The 15,142-nt window shown below is 27.7% G+C and carries 16 protein-coding genes and 1 riboswitch; all 16 genes read left to right on the forward strand.

All coding sequences use genetic code 11. The annotated features are described in order from the left end of the window. Window position 1: 1 nt before the first annotated feature. A complete protein-coding gene (locus BUB33_RS01160; RefSeq protein WP_072971954.1) occupies window positions 2–1,204 on the forward strand; it encodes a type II secretion system F family protein in 1,203 nt (400 codons plus the stop codon). 144 nt (window positions 1,205–1,348) lie between these two features. Next, window positions 1,349–1,439, forward strand: a riboswitch (cyclic di-GMP riboswitch). A 233-nt stretch (window positions 1,440–1,672) separates the two neighbouring features. Beyond that, window positions 1,673–2,065 carry a type II secretion system protein gene (locus BUB33_RS01165; RefSeq protein ID WP_072971957.1) on the forward strand — a complete coding sequence of 131 codons (393 nt, stop codon included), beginning with the start codon at window positions 1,673–1,675 and terminating at the stop codon, window positions 2,063–2,065. Between the two features lie 77 nt (window positions 2,066–2,142). Continuing rightward, window positions 2,143–2,901: a prepilin peptidase gene (locus BUB33_RS01170; protein ID WP_072971960.1), complete on the forward strand. Its 759-nt coding sequence runs from the start codon at window positions 2,143–2,145 to the stop codon at window positions 2,899–2,901. A gap of 11 nt (window positions 2,902–2,912) precedes the next feature. Beyond that, complete coding sequence (locus BUB33_RS01175; RefSeq protein ID WP_072971962.1) at window positions 2,913–4,397, forward strand: type IV pilus modification PilV family protein; 1,485 nt, start codon at window positions 2,913–2,915, stop codon at window positions 4,395–4,397. An 11-nt stretch (window positions 4,398–4,408) separates the two neighbouring features. After that, window positions 4,409–5,038, forward strand: a complete 630-nt coding sequence (locus BUB33_RS01180; protein WP_072971966.1) for a type IV pilin protein — start codon at window positions 4,409–4,411, stop codon at window positions 5,036–5,038. Between the two features lie 13 nt (window positions 5,039–5,051). Further along, window positions 5,052–6,764, forward strand: a complete 1,713-nt coding sequence (locus tag BUB33_RS01185) for a hypothetical protein (protein ID WP_072971969.1) — start codon at window positions 5,052–5,054, stop codon at window positions 6,762–6,764. Between the two features lie 15 nt (window positions 6,765–6,779). Continuing rightward, window positions 6,780–7,844 (forward strand): pilus assembly protein PilM, encoded by a 1,065-nt coding sequence (pilM, locus tag BUB33_RS01190; protein ID WP_072971972.1) that lies wholly within the window; start codon window positions 6,780–6,782, stop codon window positions 7,842–7,844. Between the two features lie 2 nt (window positions 7,845–7,846). Then, a complete protein-coding gene (locus BUB33_RS01195; RefSeq protein WP_072971975.1) occupies window positions 7,847–8,443 on the forward strand; it encodes a PilN domain-containing protein in 597 nt (198 codons plus the stop codon). Further along, window positions 8,397–9,785, forward strand: a complete 1,389-nt coding sequence (locus tag BUB33_RS01200) for a LysM peptidoglycan-binding domain-containing protein (protein ID WP_159429147.1) — start codon at window positions 8,397–8,399, stop codon at window positions 9,783–9,785. Before BUB33_RS01195 ends, BUB33_RS01200 begins: the two co-directional genes overlap by 47 nt. Window positions 9,786–9,797: 12 nt before the next feature. Next, window positions 9,798–11,840 (forward strand): S-layer homology domain-containing protein, encoded by a 2,043-nt coding sequence (locus tag BUB33_RS01205; protein ID WP_072971981.1) that lies wholly within the window; start codon window positions 9,798–9,800, stop codon window positions 11,838–11,840. Then, on the forward strand, window positions 11,824–12,300 hold the full coding sequence (locus BUB33_RS01210; protein WP_072971985.1) for a GspH/FimT family pseudopilin: 477 nt from the start codon (window positions 11,824–11,826) through the stop codon (window positions 12,298–12,300). Before BUB33_RS01205 ends, BUB33_RS01210 begins: the two co-directional genes overlap by 17 nt. 14 nt (window positions 12,301–12,314) lie before the next feature. Continuing rightward, the gene (locus tag BUB33_RS01215; RefSeq protein ID WP_072971990.1) at window positions 12,315–12,740 is read left to right on the forward strand and encodes a prepilin-type N-terminal cleavage/methylation domain-containing protein; all 426 of its coding nucleotides are present in this window, start codon (window positions 12,315–12,317) and stop codon (window positions 12,738–12,740) included. Next, window positions 12,706–13,272, forward strand: a complete 567-nt coding sequence (locus BUB33_RS01220) for a PilW family protein (protein ID WP_072971993.1) — start codon at window positions 12,706–12,708, stop codon at window positions 13,270–13,272. The genes BUB33_RS01215 and BUB33_RS01220 overlap by 35 nt, the downstream gene beginning before the upstream one ends. Window positions 13,273–13,290: 18 nt before the next feature. After that, window positions 13,291–14,322, forward strand: a complete 1,032-nt coding sequence (locus BUB33_RS01225) for a hypothetical protein (protein WP_072971996.1) — start codon at window positions 13,291–13,293, stop codon at window positions 14,320–14,322. A 16-nt stretch (window positions 14,323–14,338) separates the two neighbouring features. Next, entirely contained in the window at window positions 14,339–14,605 is a 267-nt protein-coding gene (locus BUB33_RS01230; RefSeq protein ID WP_084725034.1) for a late competence development ComFB family protein, read from the forward strand. Window positions 14,606–14,614: 9 nt separating this feature from the next. Beyond that, window positions 14,615–15,136: a shikimate kinase gene (locus tag BUB33_RS01235; RefSeq protein WP_084725036.1), complete on the forward strand. Its 522-nt coding sequence runs from the start codon at window positions 14,615–14,617 to the stop codon at window positions 15,134–15,136. Window positions 15,137–15,142: the final 6 nt, after the last annotated feature.

Genomic DNA, 15,142 nt, shown 5'->3' on the forward strand with positions numbered 1-15,142 from the left:
TATGATATATAAATATAAAGCGATATCTCAAAATGGAGAGGTAATAGAGGGATTTTTTGAAGGAAATGAAGAATCTGATGTATTAGCAATGTTGAAAGGAAATAATTATCTTCCTGTGTCAGTAGAAAAGGATATAAGTTCTGAAAATAAGATTGATATCTTTTCCAAGAAAATAAAGAAAAAGGATTTAGCTGTGTTTTGTAGACAATTCTATACAATGTTAGATGCTGGAATAGGAATAGTAAAATGTATAGATATACTAGAAAAACAGTCTGAAAATAAAAATTTAAAGAAGGCATTAGGAACGTTACATGAAAATGTTCAAAAAGGTTTTACTTTATCAGAAGGTATGAAAAAGCATTCAACCGTATTTCCATCTCTTCTTATAAATATGGTTGAAGCAGGAGAAGTTAGTGGGAACTTAGATATAATAATGGAGAGAATGGCAGTACATTTTGAGAAGGAAAACAAGTTAGAGAATAAAATTAAGTCTGCTTTAATATACCCAGTAGTATTAGCAGTAGTTTCAATTGCAGTTGTAATATTTTTGTTAGTAGCTGTCATGCCAACGTTTATAGGAATGTTTGAGTCTAGTGGTCAAGCATTACCAAAACCTACACAAATTTTACTTAATATAAGTAATTGGCTGACAGAGTATTGGTATATATTTATACCAATAGTACTAGCTTTAATTTTTGGATTTGTATTATTTAAACAAACTCCAACAGGGACAAACTTTGTAGATACATTGAAGATTAAGATCCCAGTAATAAAGGATACAAATGTAAAGATAATCACTGCAAGATTTGCAAGAACATTATCTACCCTAATGTCCAGTGGTATACCATTACTTCAATCTATAGAGATAGTATCTAGAGTAGTAGGAAATAAAATAGTTCATGATAGATTAGAAATAGCATCAGAGGATGTAAGAAAAGGAATTTCTTTATCTAGGGCAGTAAATGAAGTTGGAATATTTCCACCAATGGTGGATTCCATGATAAAAATAGGTGAAGAATCGGGCTCTCTTGATGATATTTTATATAAAACAGCAGATTTTTATGACGAAGAAGTAGAAGTAGCATTACAAAGGATGACTAGCCTAATGGAGCCTGTCATGCTAGTTATAATGGCATTAATAATAGGTTTTATAGTTATAGCCATGGCAATGCCAATGTTTGATATGGTAAATACAATACAATGATTGAGAATTATAGGAGGTAATTTTGATATCAACTTATAGTTTTAAACATTTGCGTAGTATTTAAAATTAATGTATAATGTAAAAAATATTGACATTGTAAAAGGATTATTATAGTATAAAATAAATTAAATTATCGAAATATGAATATTTCCTCGGCAAAGCTAGGGAAACCTAGTGACGCAAAGCTTGAGTCTAAAGTTATCTAAAAGGTAATTATGATCGTTCAGCTGCATAAATAGTTTTATTATTTATGCAGTTTTTTTGTACAATAAAAGATTTATACATTAGGTTTAAAGGTATAAATAAAGTAATTTTGAAGTGAAAACTTTAAATTCTTTAATTTAAAATTTACAATTTTAAATTTGTAATTCGTGGACTCCGTCCACATAAAGGTGGTGGTTTTGGGAAATAGGTAAATAAAGTTATTTAATTATATTTATAAAAAGTTAAAATAAGGGGGAATTTTTAATGTTAAAGTGGATTAACAAGAAAAAAAACAAAAAAGGCTTTACTTTAGTAGAATTAGTTGTGGTTATTGCTATATTGGGGATTTTAGCAGCTATTGCAGTGCCTAAGTTAGGAGCATCAAGAAAGAATGCTGCCATTACAGCACATAATGCTAATGTACGAACACTTATGAGTGCTGCAAATATGTATATAGCTGATAAAGGGGTACCGACAGCTAACACAAAGTGGACAAAAACAGCAGGAAACGATGGAACCGAAACGGACTGGAAGCCATACCTTCAAGAATGGCCAAAAGTACCTACAGGAACAGGAGAAGATTTAGATAATGACTATGAAGTTACATTTGATGGAGTTGGAGGAGTCGTTGTCAGTCCAGAAGCAATAGAAAAGTAGTCAAAAATGTCTTAAGGTAGCAACTACCACCAAAATCTTATCAAAATACAATTACAAATCAACAAAGGAGCAACAACATGATTATACTAATTTCTCTATACGGACTACTAATAGGTTCATTTTTAAATGTATGTATATATAGGATACCAAGGGAGGAAAGCATTGTTTTTCCTTCCTCTCATTGTCCTAACTGTGGTGCAAATCTTAAATGGTATGATTTATTACCAGTATTTAGCTTTATAGTCCAAAGAGGGAAATGTAGATATTGTGGGGAGAAAGTCTCCCCTCAGTATCCAATTATTGAACTATTAAACTCTATTATTTATTTAATTATTTATATAAAATTTGGATTTGCATTAGAATTTTTCTTTTATGCAATTATATTTTCATTACTTATTGTTATTACTATAATAGATTTACAACATATGATTATTCCAGACATATTAGTTGTTTTAATTTTAGGTATTACAATTATCTATAAAATACTTTCATACATATTATATAGTAAATCACCAGAATTACTATATAGCATTGGAGGACTAGTTTTAAGCGGAACATTATTTATTCTTATTATTATAGTATCTAAAGGTGGAATGGGTGGAGGAGATGTAGCTTTAATTGGAGCATTAGGATTTATCTTAGGTATCAAAAAAATATTTCTTACTATATTTCTATCTTTCCTACTAGGCGCAATTATTTCCGTCTTTTTATTAATTATGAAAATTAAGGGAAGAAAGGATCCTATACCTTTTGGACCGTTCATTATATTAGGATTTTTTATAGTAGTATTTTGGGGAGAAAAGTTGATTAGTTGGTATGTGAGTTTGTTGTTTTAGGAGAGTTTGAGATGAGACAAAGAAAAGGACTTACTCTTATAGAAGTTATACTTTCAATTATGCTTTTAGGTATAATTGCCATTTCCATTTTACCTATGTTTATTCATGCTATTAAGTTTTCTAAGTGGAATATTATTAGACAAAATGCAATGAGCATGGCTTATGCACAAGTGGAATGGTTAAAGACACTTGATTATAGTACTGAGTTAGAATTAAAAGGAAAATATTTTCCAGTTGGAAAAGATGGGATAAGTTTAGAAGGTGTTGTAAAAGAAGAATTATTTATGAATGATGAAAGTAGTAACCCTAAGATTATAGATGGAGTAGAATATAGATTTTTGACTAATATTTATTGGGAATCAGGGATTTCATCTACAGGAGAAACTGTGGCTAATGCATTAAGAAAAATCGATGTTACTGTTAAGGCAAAGGAGCCTTTTTCAGGTAAAGAAAAGGAATATTCTATCATAGGAACTCTTATAGCTTTTGAGGGGGAAAGAAGTCCTGATAATGCTACTCCTCTTAAGGTGAAGGCGTTTACTGGACATGATTTTACGCAGCTGACAAAAAATGTGAAGATAGAGATTTATAACGAAAGTAAAACAACTCTAAAGGATTGGGGAAGGACAGATGAAAAAGGAGAAGCTATATTTGTGAAGTTACTTGATGGAAAATATCAAGTTAGTGCAAAAGAGTGGGAAAAAGGAGAAATGATGGGCAGACCTAGTAATATCAAAGGAAGCTATCCCAATGAAGAATGGATATCCTACGATTTAATACAGATAAATAAATCAGAGGAACCATATATAGAACACAGTATATTTGTAGATTATCCTGCTTATATAAAATTACATGGGGTTTCAGAATCCATGTTACTAGGTAGTGAATTGAGGTTAGAGCCAATATATAATGCACCTGAGGGTAAGGTATTGAATCTAGATCTTAAAACTAATTTAAACAATTTAGACAATCTAAAGATTTGGAGAGCATGGCAATATAGACATTCTTTAACATATAATGATGTAGAGTATAAATTAATAGATAAAAACACTAGAAAAGTATGGGATGGGGTTTTTTCATATTATAATAATAATTTTACTATTAAGGATTTAACCTTAGGATATGTTTTAGAAAGCAAGTATAATTCTCAAAATATTTATAAATTTGAAGGTAATAATATGATAATTCTTGATATTGTATTTCCTGAGTCAATTAGTTCAGAAAAAATTGAAAGTAAAATAGGAGAACCTGCAAAATTTAAATTTTCTTTATATGATGAAGATGTTAAAATACCTTTTAATCTTCAGATGATACAAAGAGATAAGAACAGCAATACAAATAAATATAAAATTTATTTAAATGCTAATTATATTGCTATGAATGGAAAAGATATTATATTTATGTTGGATGAATCAATTTTAGATGATAACGGTATAGGAATGATAGGTGACATGAATTTTATAACATTAAAACATTCTAAAAATAATAATCAGTAAGGAGTTCTATTATGTTTACAGAAGCTTATAATAATAAAAAATATAATAAAGGTTTTACTTTAATAGAACTGATTATAGTTGTACCACTTATAGCTATTATTTTTCTTATTGCATATAATATAATTTTTGTCAGTAACAAGAGTTTTTTCTCTACTAAAAATAAATTTTCCACATATGAAGACATAAGGATATTTGAAATTAATATTCAAAAAGAGGCTAATCAAGCTAGAAAAGCTACTAAAAATCAAGATGTAATGGAAAAAATAAGTGGAAAAGAGCTTCATATATATACTGATGTTAATGGAGATAATATACCAGAAATTGTCAGATATAGGATTGTAAACAAAGAATTAATAAGAGATGTGAAATACCCAATATTGAAGGCAAATTCTAATGAATTTCCCTATGTTTATAACAGTAGTTGGTCTGATGAAAAAACAGTTCTAAAAAATGTAAAAGATATAGACTTTATAGAAGATATAGAAAACATAAGAAAACAAGATAACAATATAATTACTAAAGACATTAAGGATTATAGGAAAAAAGCTACTTTAAAATTTAGTATAAATGATGATTCTAAAACAGGGAAAATTGATTTAACCATAGTGTTGGTAACAAAGAGTAGGGCTGAAGCATACTAGAGGAGGTACTAAAGTGAAAAAGATATTAAATAATAAAGGTGTTACTCTACCTATAGTATTAATAGCCTTTGTAATCACTACAATCCTAAGTTTTGCATTAATATTTATGATAAATACTCAAATTAAAATAAATTCTGTAGATAAACAAATGAAATCATCCTTTGAATATGCTGAAGCTGGATATAATAAATATCTTTGGCATTTAAATGATAATGTTGAATTTTACTCAACTCAAGAGAGTAAAAATATGATGAATAAAGATATCTCATTTCAGGATGGATTTTATAGATTAGAGGTTAAGAAACCAGAAGATAAAGATAGATTTGTAACGATTAAATCAACAGGATGGACAAGGGAAAATCCTCATATTAAAAGAACAATAGTTGCTAGGGTTAGAAAAAAGCAATTTGTACATCATGTTTATGTAAGTGATGATGATGGCACGGCATGGTGGACATCTGGAGATGAAAGTATTGGTCCACTTCATACTAATAAAGATATTAGAATACAAAAAAAACCAATATTTTATGATACGGTAAGCTATGCTGGAAAGTTGATAAAAGGAACTGATTCAGGGCAAAATTCAACATATAATCCTGATTTTAAAGTAAAGAGTCCTTCTCAGCCGGAAAAAACAAATACTTTAGACTTTCCAGACCATAATAAAGATTTGAGACTATGGGCTGAAAAAGATAATATGGTTTTTAAAGGAAGAACTTGTATATATTTAGATGGGAATAATATTAAAATTAGAAATGGAAATGATCCTATAGATAAAATTAAAATAATTTCAGTATCATCAATAAAAAATAAAGTAATTTATGTTGAGAAAGCTGAAGGTGGTGGTACTGGGAAATTTGATGTTAAAGCAGGAAATATTTTTATATCTGGGGAATTGCAAGGGAAGTTAACAATTGCAGCAGAAAATAACATTTATATTACTTATGATGATCCCACAAATTGGTACGATTACGATGAATCTAGATTAGGAGATAAAGCCTATAAACCACCAAGACCTCCCAATGAACATAAATGGAGCAATGGTAATAAGTATAGTTATCCTGAAAAAGGCGGCATTAAATATATTAGCACTAATTTCTCTCTTTCAAATGATAAAATGACTAGAATGGCAAATGGAGATGATATGCTGGGACTAATTGCTAATAATGAAATATTGATATTACATTATGGTTGGCCAAAAAGAGCATTGGAATTAAATTTAAGTGACAATTATTGGAATTTTGAATGGAATTGGGGAGACTATGGAAAATATGAAAGAAAATATTTATCACGAGGATGGTATTATAATATTCGAATAGATGGGAGAGATTATAATGAAATATATTTATATAGTGGATATTATAATGTTTGGGTGTCAGATGAAAAATGGGGACAAGTTAGTGCAATCTATGACTTAGCACCAAAAGATGTAACAATACATGCTGCTATTTTTTCTGTTAATAATGGGTTTGGTTTTGAAGATTATAATAATGGAAAGCCTAGAGGAAAAATAACATTATGGGGAAATATTACTCAAAGAAAAAGGTTGCCTGTAGGAACATTTAATATAAACACTGGTAATTCAGTAACTGGGTATAAAAAGGAATACGCTCATGATCCTCGTATGTTTTATGATTATCCTCCCCATATATTAGAACCGACTAATGTAGGTTGGGAGATTCATGAGTGGAAAGAGAGCAAAGATTATGTAATAGAGAAACCATAAAAGGAGGTAATGGCATTGAAATTACCATCAATCTCAAGAAAAGTTTTATCCATTGATTTTGGTTCAAAAGAAATCAAAGTAATAGAAGGCAAGTATTCAAAAAATAATATTCGTATATTTAAAGGGTTTACAATATCAGTAGAACCTCATTTCTATAAAGATGGAGAAATTTTAAATAAAGATATACTAGTTACTTTATTAAAGGATAAATTAAAAGAGAATAAGATTTCTACTGACTTAGCTTATGGAATTGTAAATAGCTCTAATATCATAACTAGAGAAATCACTATACCAAAGGTTTCCAGTGAGGAAATAGCTTCTATTATTGGATATCAATTAGATGAATTTTTTCCAGTAGATACTGAAGATTATATAGTTAATCATTTAACTATAGGAAGTAAAATGGAAGATGAAGTAGAAAAGTTAAATATTCTTTTAATAGGCTTACCAAAAGACATGGTTATAAATCATCTAGAGTTAATGAAGGAGTCAGGACTTAAGCCTCAAGTTTTAGATTATCAGAGTAATGCAATTGCAAAATTATTAGGTTTTAATGATAAAGTAAATGATTTCTATAATACTAAAGATTTGGTGATAGCATCTATAGATATAGGCTATAATAGCTCTAAACTTACAATAATAAAAAATGGTAATATGGAAGTATCTAGGATTCTAGATATTGGAGCAGAAACACTATATGAAAATTTAGAAGAACTTTTTGATTATTCTCCAGAGGATATTGAAGAAAAGATAAAAGAAATTGAGGATATATCCATATATAAAGAAGAATATACGGAATACTATAGATTGTTAAATGTTGTAAGAAATACTTTAATTAATCTAATGGAAAAAATCGAAATGATCTTTAGATATTATATGACGAGAGATTCTGGAAATATAATTAATTATATTTTATTAGAAGGTGGTCTTTCTAACATTAACGGATTGGACAATCTATTTTCAAATTATTTCAATATACCTTCTATTAAACTATTATCATTAGATAAAATAAAATGGAATGAAGAACTAAGTAAATTTTCCAACGCAATAGGTGGATTAATTCGCTTTGATAGGGTGTAAATATGAGAGACTTGAACTTTTTTGAAATTTATATAGAAAAGAAAGAAATTAAGGTAGATAAAAAGATTTTATATTTTACAGTATTAATATCTGCAATTATATTATTATTGATATATACCATATACAGTGAAATAGTTATAAGGCGAGAAACTAAAACAATAAAAAATCTTAAAATTATAGCAGAAGATCCCAAGATATTAAAGAAAGTTGATGATATAAGGGAAAAGGAAATCGAAGTAAATCAATTTAGGGAATCTGTAGAAAAACTAAGATTATTAGATATGGCTATTGAAAAAAGGAATATAGTGGATAAAGATTTACTAGATAAAATCAATGACAATATTCCAAAAGAGATATTTCTTACTTCTCTTAGTATTCAAGGAGGGGATATTTACATAGTAGGTATGTCTAAAGATAAATGGGCAATTGCTGAGTTTCAAAAAGGATTGGAATCTTTAGAAGATTGTGATGAAATTTTTGTATCTAATATATCGAAGCAAGAAGAACATTATAATTTTAGTTTAAATATTACATTAGTGGGTGTGAATGATGATGGAGAAGTTGTTGAAGAAGAAAATCAAAATGAGAGAATTAACTAAAAATGAAAAAAGACTTTTAACTATTTTGTCAATTGTTATATTGATTTTAGGAAGCTATAAATTTATTATCACACCATTATCTAGTAAGATAGAAAGTCTAAAAGCACAGAAGCTAGAATATCAATCTAAAATAGACGAGATTAACCATATTCTTAGAAAGGAAAATAATATTAATAAGGAATGGGATGTCTTAAATAAAGAAAAAGCAGATATAATAGCTAAGTATTTTCCAAAACTAGATCAAGCACAGGTAATATATTTATTAAATGAATTATTAAATCAAGAAGCAGTTTCGATTGTAGATATGAGTTTTAGCAGACCTAGTTATGAAGATATAGGTAATTTTCAGGTAAAGAATATGGCTATATCGGTACCATATAATGGTTCTTATAATGGAGTTGTAGATATTATAAAAGCACTGAAAACTAGTCCTAGAAATATATTATTAGAAAGTGTATCTATGGATAGAGATAGTAAAGGAAAGATAAATGGCAATATGACATTAAAGGTATATAGTCTAGATGGCATTGTAGATACAGATAATGATGTAATATATATAGATATAGCAAATGATGAAGTTAAGAACACTCCCTTTATTCCTTATGAGGATTTTAAAGACGAACAAGTTGAAGATAATGAAGATATAAAGGATAATACAGAGTTAAAGCCTTATGTAGAAGAAATTTTATTAGATTTTGAAAATAAAAATACATATTTTTTACCTTCTCAAGAGTTGGTAAAGGGCTCAGTCACTCAATCAGCTAAAGCTAAATCAAAGAAATTTTCTTTAAGATTTGAATATGATATTGTAGCTATTGAAGAAGAAAATCGTGGTTTTATAGATGTTTCTAATGATAATATAATAATTAAATATCCTCCAAATTCTATTGGACTCTGGCTTTATTCATATGATTATTCACCTGCTACAGTTGGAGTTTTATTTCGTGGGCAAATGGGTGAGGAGATATATCTTCCTTTAACCAAGGGTATAGGATGGACTGGTTGGAAGTATATAGAGGCAAATCCTCCAGAGGATCTAAATATTTATCCTATGAGATTAGATAAATTATATGTTGAAATTCCTAAGGATAGAGATAATTGTGGTGTACTCTTGATGGATAAACTTGAAGCAGTATATACTAGAAATATTGATGAAAATGGTAAAGACATGAATGCAGGAGATTATATTTTTCATGTGGTTAAAAGAGGAGATACTATAGAAAAAATAAGTATGGAATATTATAATACCAATAAATATAAAGACGAGATATTAAAGCTTAATGAAATGAAATCTACTGATAGCTTGCCTGCTGGAAAAATTCTTGTATTAAAAAAGCGATAAGAAGGTGAATAAATGAGAAAATATAAATTAGTATCAACTATATTATTTATTGTTATAATTGCAATTAGTATAAATGTATATGCAGATAAAAATAGTCTTGATTATAAAAAAGGCTATGATGATGGTATACAAAAAGGAAGAAGAGATGGAACTTCTACTGGGAAATCTGATGCAAGGGATAAAACTAATACTATGAAAAGAGTTCTAGAATCTAATCTTAGGGACTATAGACGGGAGTTTAATATAAATGGTAAGTCCCAAGATTATATTGATGGATTTAAAGAGGCTTATGAAGATGAATTTGAGGAAGCCTATTATACTGCATATAGGTTAGAAAATGGACAAGATACTATAATTATTTATGGTGCTGAAGATTTTGGAACTATTATGGGTAGAATAGACGGTTATATTGCATACAAGGATGGAAAGAAAAATGATTGGGAGAGATATATTCCTAGTGATAGAAAAATAAAAGATATGTTTGAGCTAGATAAAGAGCTTAGAGAATATAGAGATGGATTTATAGATTTGTTTAAAAAAGCCTATAAGTTATCATTTGAAGCCGCTTTTCAAGTAGCAAAATTAGGTGAAGATGATTACTCATATGAAAAAGGGTTAGAAGATGGAGATGCATATGCTAAGGATTTAGCTACAATTAATGGAAGAAGGGATTATTTATTAGGACGTAGAAATGACTATACAAGAAATATGCCTTCTAATAGAGAAATCGTAGATATGTTTAACTTAAATAATGAGTCTAGGGAATATAGAGAAGCTTTTTTAGCAGGGTTTGAATTTGGACAAAGTAAATCTGGGGGGAAAATTGATGGCGGATATATGGTTTATTATAATGATGCATTTAGAAAGGCTAATAAAGAAACTATAGAAACACCAGACTTAAATGGTGAAGAAGGTGGTAGAGCCATAGGTAAGATGAAGGGGGAATATGCGGCAATTATAGATGTTACATTGGGGAAAACTAATTCTTGGGAGATTCATAAAGTAAGTGATAGTTCTATTTCTAGGGAATATGGTCTTGACTTTCAATCTGATAATTATAGACTAGGGTTTATAATAGGATATTGGGATGAATTTATGAAATCATATAATGAAACCTATAAAAAACTTCAACAGGACAATAATAAGGTTAGAACATATACGGAAAAGATCTCAATTGATGGCAAGAATAATATTGGAATACCTGAAGATGATAAATTTTTAGTAGATATTGAAGCTGGAACTTATTATAATGATGTAATTGTAACAATAGATAGTATACCAACATCCTATATAAATCCTAATTCTACTAGACATACTCAAGCTTCTGGAGTTTATGGACTTAAAATTATGAATGTAGCAGGTACCTTTGATAAGAATAAAAAGATTACTATTAAATTTAAATCCTATGGAAAGGATATTAAATATGGAATATATAAATATCATTATAATAATTGGATATATATCCCATCTAAACAAGAAGGAGATTATTTGGTTGCAGATATAAATTTAAATAATATTAATCGTTTTGGAAATATATATGCTGTTAGGGTGGATAATAAATTACCAATATTTCATGAATCTAGAGGACATTGGGCCAAGGATGAGATAAACACATATGTAAAGAGGGAAATTATCTATGGTTATCCAGATAAATCTTTTAAACCAGATAATACGATTTCAAGGGGAGAATTTGTAACTATGTTAAGTAGATTATATAATTGGTATCCTCCATATGACTCTACAAACATAACTAAGTTTAAAGATTACAATAAATTTGGTTATGCAGAAAAAGCAATATCCTATGCAACTTATTATAAACTAGTAAATGGATATGCCGATAATACCTTTAGACCAAATGCACCTATTACCTACAAGGAAGTTGAAATTATAATGTCTAGAATATTAAATGATAGAAATTTCAAATGGGATTATTTTGCTAATAAAATGCTTTATGAAAAAAAAGTACGATCAAATAGCAAAGATAGCATGAATAATAGAATAACTAGGGCAGAGTTTACTTATCTGTTATATCAATTAAATGAATGGCAATATTAACAATGGAGGATCTAGTATTAAAAAAGGATATACTTTAGTGGAATTAATAGTGACAATAGCACTACTTGTCATTGTCATATCCATAGGTATCCCTAGTATAAAAGTGATATTTAATACTAGAGAAAAGAAAGAATTAATAGAATTTAGAAGGAATATTATCTTTGCTAGAAATAGTGCTATAGTAGAGAATTGTATCTATGCCTTAACTATAGATGTTAATAAAAATAGATATATAATTACTAAAGACAATGGAGCAGGTATTAATATAGTAAAAAACATTAAGTTTTCAAATGGGATAAAAATTAAAGGTAATAATTTTAATGGATATACAAGATTTTATCCAAACGGTGCTCCGAATAATTCAGGAACTATTTTACTTACTAATAAGAAAATGCAAATTATAGAAATAACTATAACACCAGCAACTGGTAAAGTTAATCTTTATGTAAATGGTAGATGAAAAGAGGTATTAACTTGAATAAAAAGGGATTTACTTTAGTTGAAACTATATTAGGGTTATTTCTATTAGGGTTAATTTCAGTTGCGATTTTACCAATAATCAATATATCTTTTATTAGACTTGAAAATCATAAGATAAAAATGGAAATGTTATATATTGGGGAAATGTCAATGGAAAAAATTAAAGCATTTGATGCAAATAGTGAATCTGAATTATTTATCTATGATACTAGTGTATCTGAAATAATAAAGTTGTTTAAAGAATATGATAATATTGAAATAAATATACCTAAAAAAGAAAATGATGATAAATATTACTTAAAAATATGTAAAAGTCAGAAAATGGATTCATTATGGACAGTTTCTATATCCGTATTTCACAACAAAAAGAGGAGTAATATAAGAAATGTGGAATATAAAGGGTACATACCTTCAAAATAAAGGATTTACATTAATAGAAATAATATTATCATTGACAATATGCTCATTAATCATATTGCCTCTTTTTAGTATTTTAAAATTTTCTATGGACGCATGTACTATAGGAGATGAAAAAGATGAATTAATGTTAAATGGCAGATATGCTATTGAATATATTAAGGAAGAAGTTAAATCTGCTGACAAGATAATTTTATCAGATAAGATAGAAGGTCTAAAGAAGAAATTTCCTACTAATATAGGGTTTGTTATTATGATTATAGATGATGACAATGGTTATAATCTGTATAAATATAGTACCTATTATATGAAAAACAATAAAATTATAAGGTTAGCTTGTAATCTTAAAAATAATAAATATCCCTCTTATATTAAGTTTGATGGATATAATGAACTTTGTGGATTTGTAGATAATATAGGAGATACAACAGTTGATATAGAAAATTCTATTATTGGTTTACACTTAAAATTCAAGCATAATCATGAGAAATTAGAATTAAAATCTGATATTTATATTAGATGTCCAATAGATTAATAAATATTTGGAGGTTCTATGAAAGCCAGATGTGGATTTATTTCTGTTGTCTGTTTGATTGTTATGTGTGTACTGATGGTTATGGTGTTATACCTAGAATATATTACTGGATTAGAGAATTTAATATTGAATTCAGCTATAAATAATATTCAATCATATTATTTATCAGAAGGAAAAATATATATGATATTAAATGAAGATAAATACTACCATAACCAGTTATATCCAATTCTTGTAGAATATTTTAAAACAATGCCTTATTCAAAACCACCTAGGGATATTATAATAGAGAAAGAAGATTTAGACCTAGGTGATAGATTGGACAAAGTAGTAGTAGATATTATAGATAGGGAGAATAAAAAAGATTTAAGGCTTAGAGCTAAGAGTAATTTTAATGGTTTAAAAACCATATTAAAATCCGATATAAAATTATTTAATGAAGTTGTAGAAATGGAGATTCCAGTATTAGATACAGACTCCATAGAAACTAGATATAAAGAAAAATTAAAGGATTTATTACTAAATATATCAAATAAAATCAATATAAAGAATTGTAGTAAACCAAATAATATTTATGGTATAGATTTATTGGATTTTAATAATATAGTTCTGGATAATGAAGGTAATGATAATTTTAAGATATCTGCCTTTAGAGATACGATGTTAGTGCCATATACAGAGATATTTAATGATAAAGAAATATTTATAATTTTAAGAAGTTCCAATGACCATCCTACTAATTTCTTTGTTGGATCTACCCATACTCCAAATCAGCTTATAAAGCTTTCAGGTATTATATATGTTGAAGGAAATATAACAATATCTAAGGATTTTCAATTTAATGGTATAATAATAGTAAAAAATGGAGACATAAAAATAGATTATGATGTAAAAATTGATATTAAGGGATTGTCGATTGTTCAAAATATTACTAATAATGATTTTCTAGAAAATCCTAATATGTTTTATAGCAGACATTTTGTTTATAAATATGGTATCTATTTACCTGGATTTATTGAAACAAAAATAAATTTAATAAAAATTGATTAAAATAGGAGGGAAGATAATGAAACTACATAATCTAATAGAAGATGAAGTATTTAATGCAATCGATAGTATAAAAAATGAAGTTCAAGTTAAATGTTTATGTGAAAAATGTAAATTGGATATAGCAGCCATAGCATTGAATAATTTAAGCCCTAAATATATAGTAACTGAAGAAGGGTATGTATATGCCAAGGCAAATAGTATGAATTATCAATTTAATACTGATGTAATAGCTGCTGTAACAGAGGCAATGAAAATCGTAGGTAAAAATCCTAAACATGATTAGGTGGTAAAATTGAAAAATATTGTATTAATAGGTATGAGTGGAGTAGGAAAAACAACCATTGGCAAATCTTTATCAATTGTATTAAACAGAAGATTTGTTGATACTGATAATCTCATTGAAAATAAAAAAGCTATGAAGATTGAAGAGATTTTTAAAACATATGGGGAAGATTATTTTAGAAAACTAGAATTCCAGATTGTTAAAGAATTATATAAGGAAGAAAATTTAATAATATCTACAGGAGGGGGTATAGTATTAAATAGTAACAATATAACCATGCTCAAAGAAAATGGCATAATAATATTTTTGGAATCCTCAATAGATAATCTTGTGAATAATATTAAGAAGTCTACTACTAAAAGACCTTTATTAGATAATGGAAAAGATATATATAATGATATGAAAATTATGTATAACAATAGAAAAAAATTGTACTTATCTTCTTCAGAATTTATAATTTTTGTTGATGGAAAGTCAATTGATGAAATTGTCTATGAAATTTTAAGAAGATGTGTTAAAATTAACTCTTGAGGTAAA

The sequence above is a fragment of the Tissierella praeacuta DSM 18095 genome (genome assembly GCF_900128955.1).
GTDB classification, from domain to species: Bacteria; Bacillota; Clostridia; order Tissierellales; family Tissierellaceae; genus Tissierella; species Tissierella praeacuta.

Bases quoted from the DNA above. Each gene is read 5' to 3' on its own strand.
- BUB33_RS01160 (WP_072971954.1), top strand. From the start codon at position 2: ATGATATATAAATATAAAGCGATATCTCAAAATGGAGAGGTAATAGAG.
- BUB33_RS01165 (WP_072971957.1), top strand. From the start codon at position 1,673: ATGTTAAAGTGGATTAACAAGAAAAAAAACAAAAAAGGCTTTACTTTA.
- BUB33_RS01170 (WP_072971960.1), top strand. From the start codon at position 2,143: ATGATTATACTAATTTCTCTATACGGACTACTAATAGGTTCATTTTTA.
- BUB33_RS01175 (WP_072971962.1), top strand. From the start codon at position 2,913: ATGAGACAAAGAAAAGGACTTACTCTTATAGAAGTTATACTTTCAATT.
- BUB33_RS01180 (WP_072971966.1), top strand. From the start codon at position 4,409: ATGTTTACAGAAGCTTATAATAATAAAAAATATAATAAAGGTTTTACT.
- BUB33_RS01195 (WP_072971975.1), top strand. From the start codon at position 7,847: ATGAGAGACTTGAACTTTTTTGAAATTTATATAGAAAAGAAAGAAATT.
- BUB33_RS01200 (WP_159429147.1), top strand. From the start codon at position 8,397: ATGGAGAAGTTGTTGAAGAAGAAAATCAAAATGAGAGAATTAACTAAA.
- BUB33_RS01205 (WP_072971981.1), top strand. From the start codon at position 9,798: ATGAGAAAATATAAATTAGTATCAACTATATTATTTATTGTTATAATT.
- BUB33_RS01210 (WP_072971985.1), top strand. From the start codon at position 11,824: ATGAATGGCAATATTAACAATGGAGGATCTAGTATTAAAAAAGGATAT.
- BUB33_RS01220 (WP_072971993.1), top strand. From the start codon at position 12,706: ATGTGGAATATAAAGGGTACATACCTTCAAAATAAAGGATTTACATTA.
- BUB33_RS01225 (WP_072971996.1), top strand. From the start codon at position 13,291: ATGAAAGCCAGATGTGGATTTATTTCTGTTGTCTGTTTGATTGTTATG.
- BUB33_RS01230 (WP_084725034.1), top strand. From the start codon at position 14,339: ATGAAACTACATAATCTAATAGAAGATGAAGTATTTAATGCAATCGAT.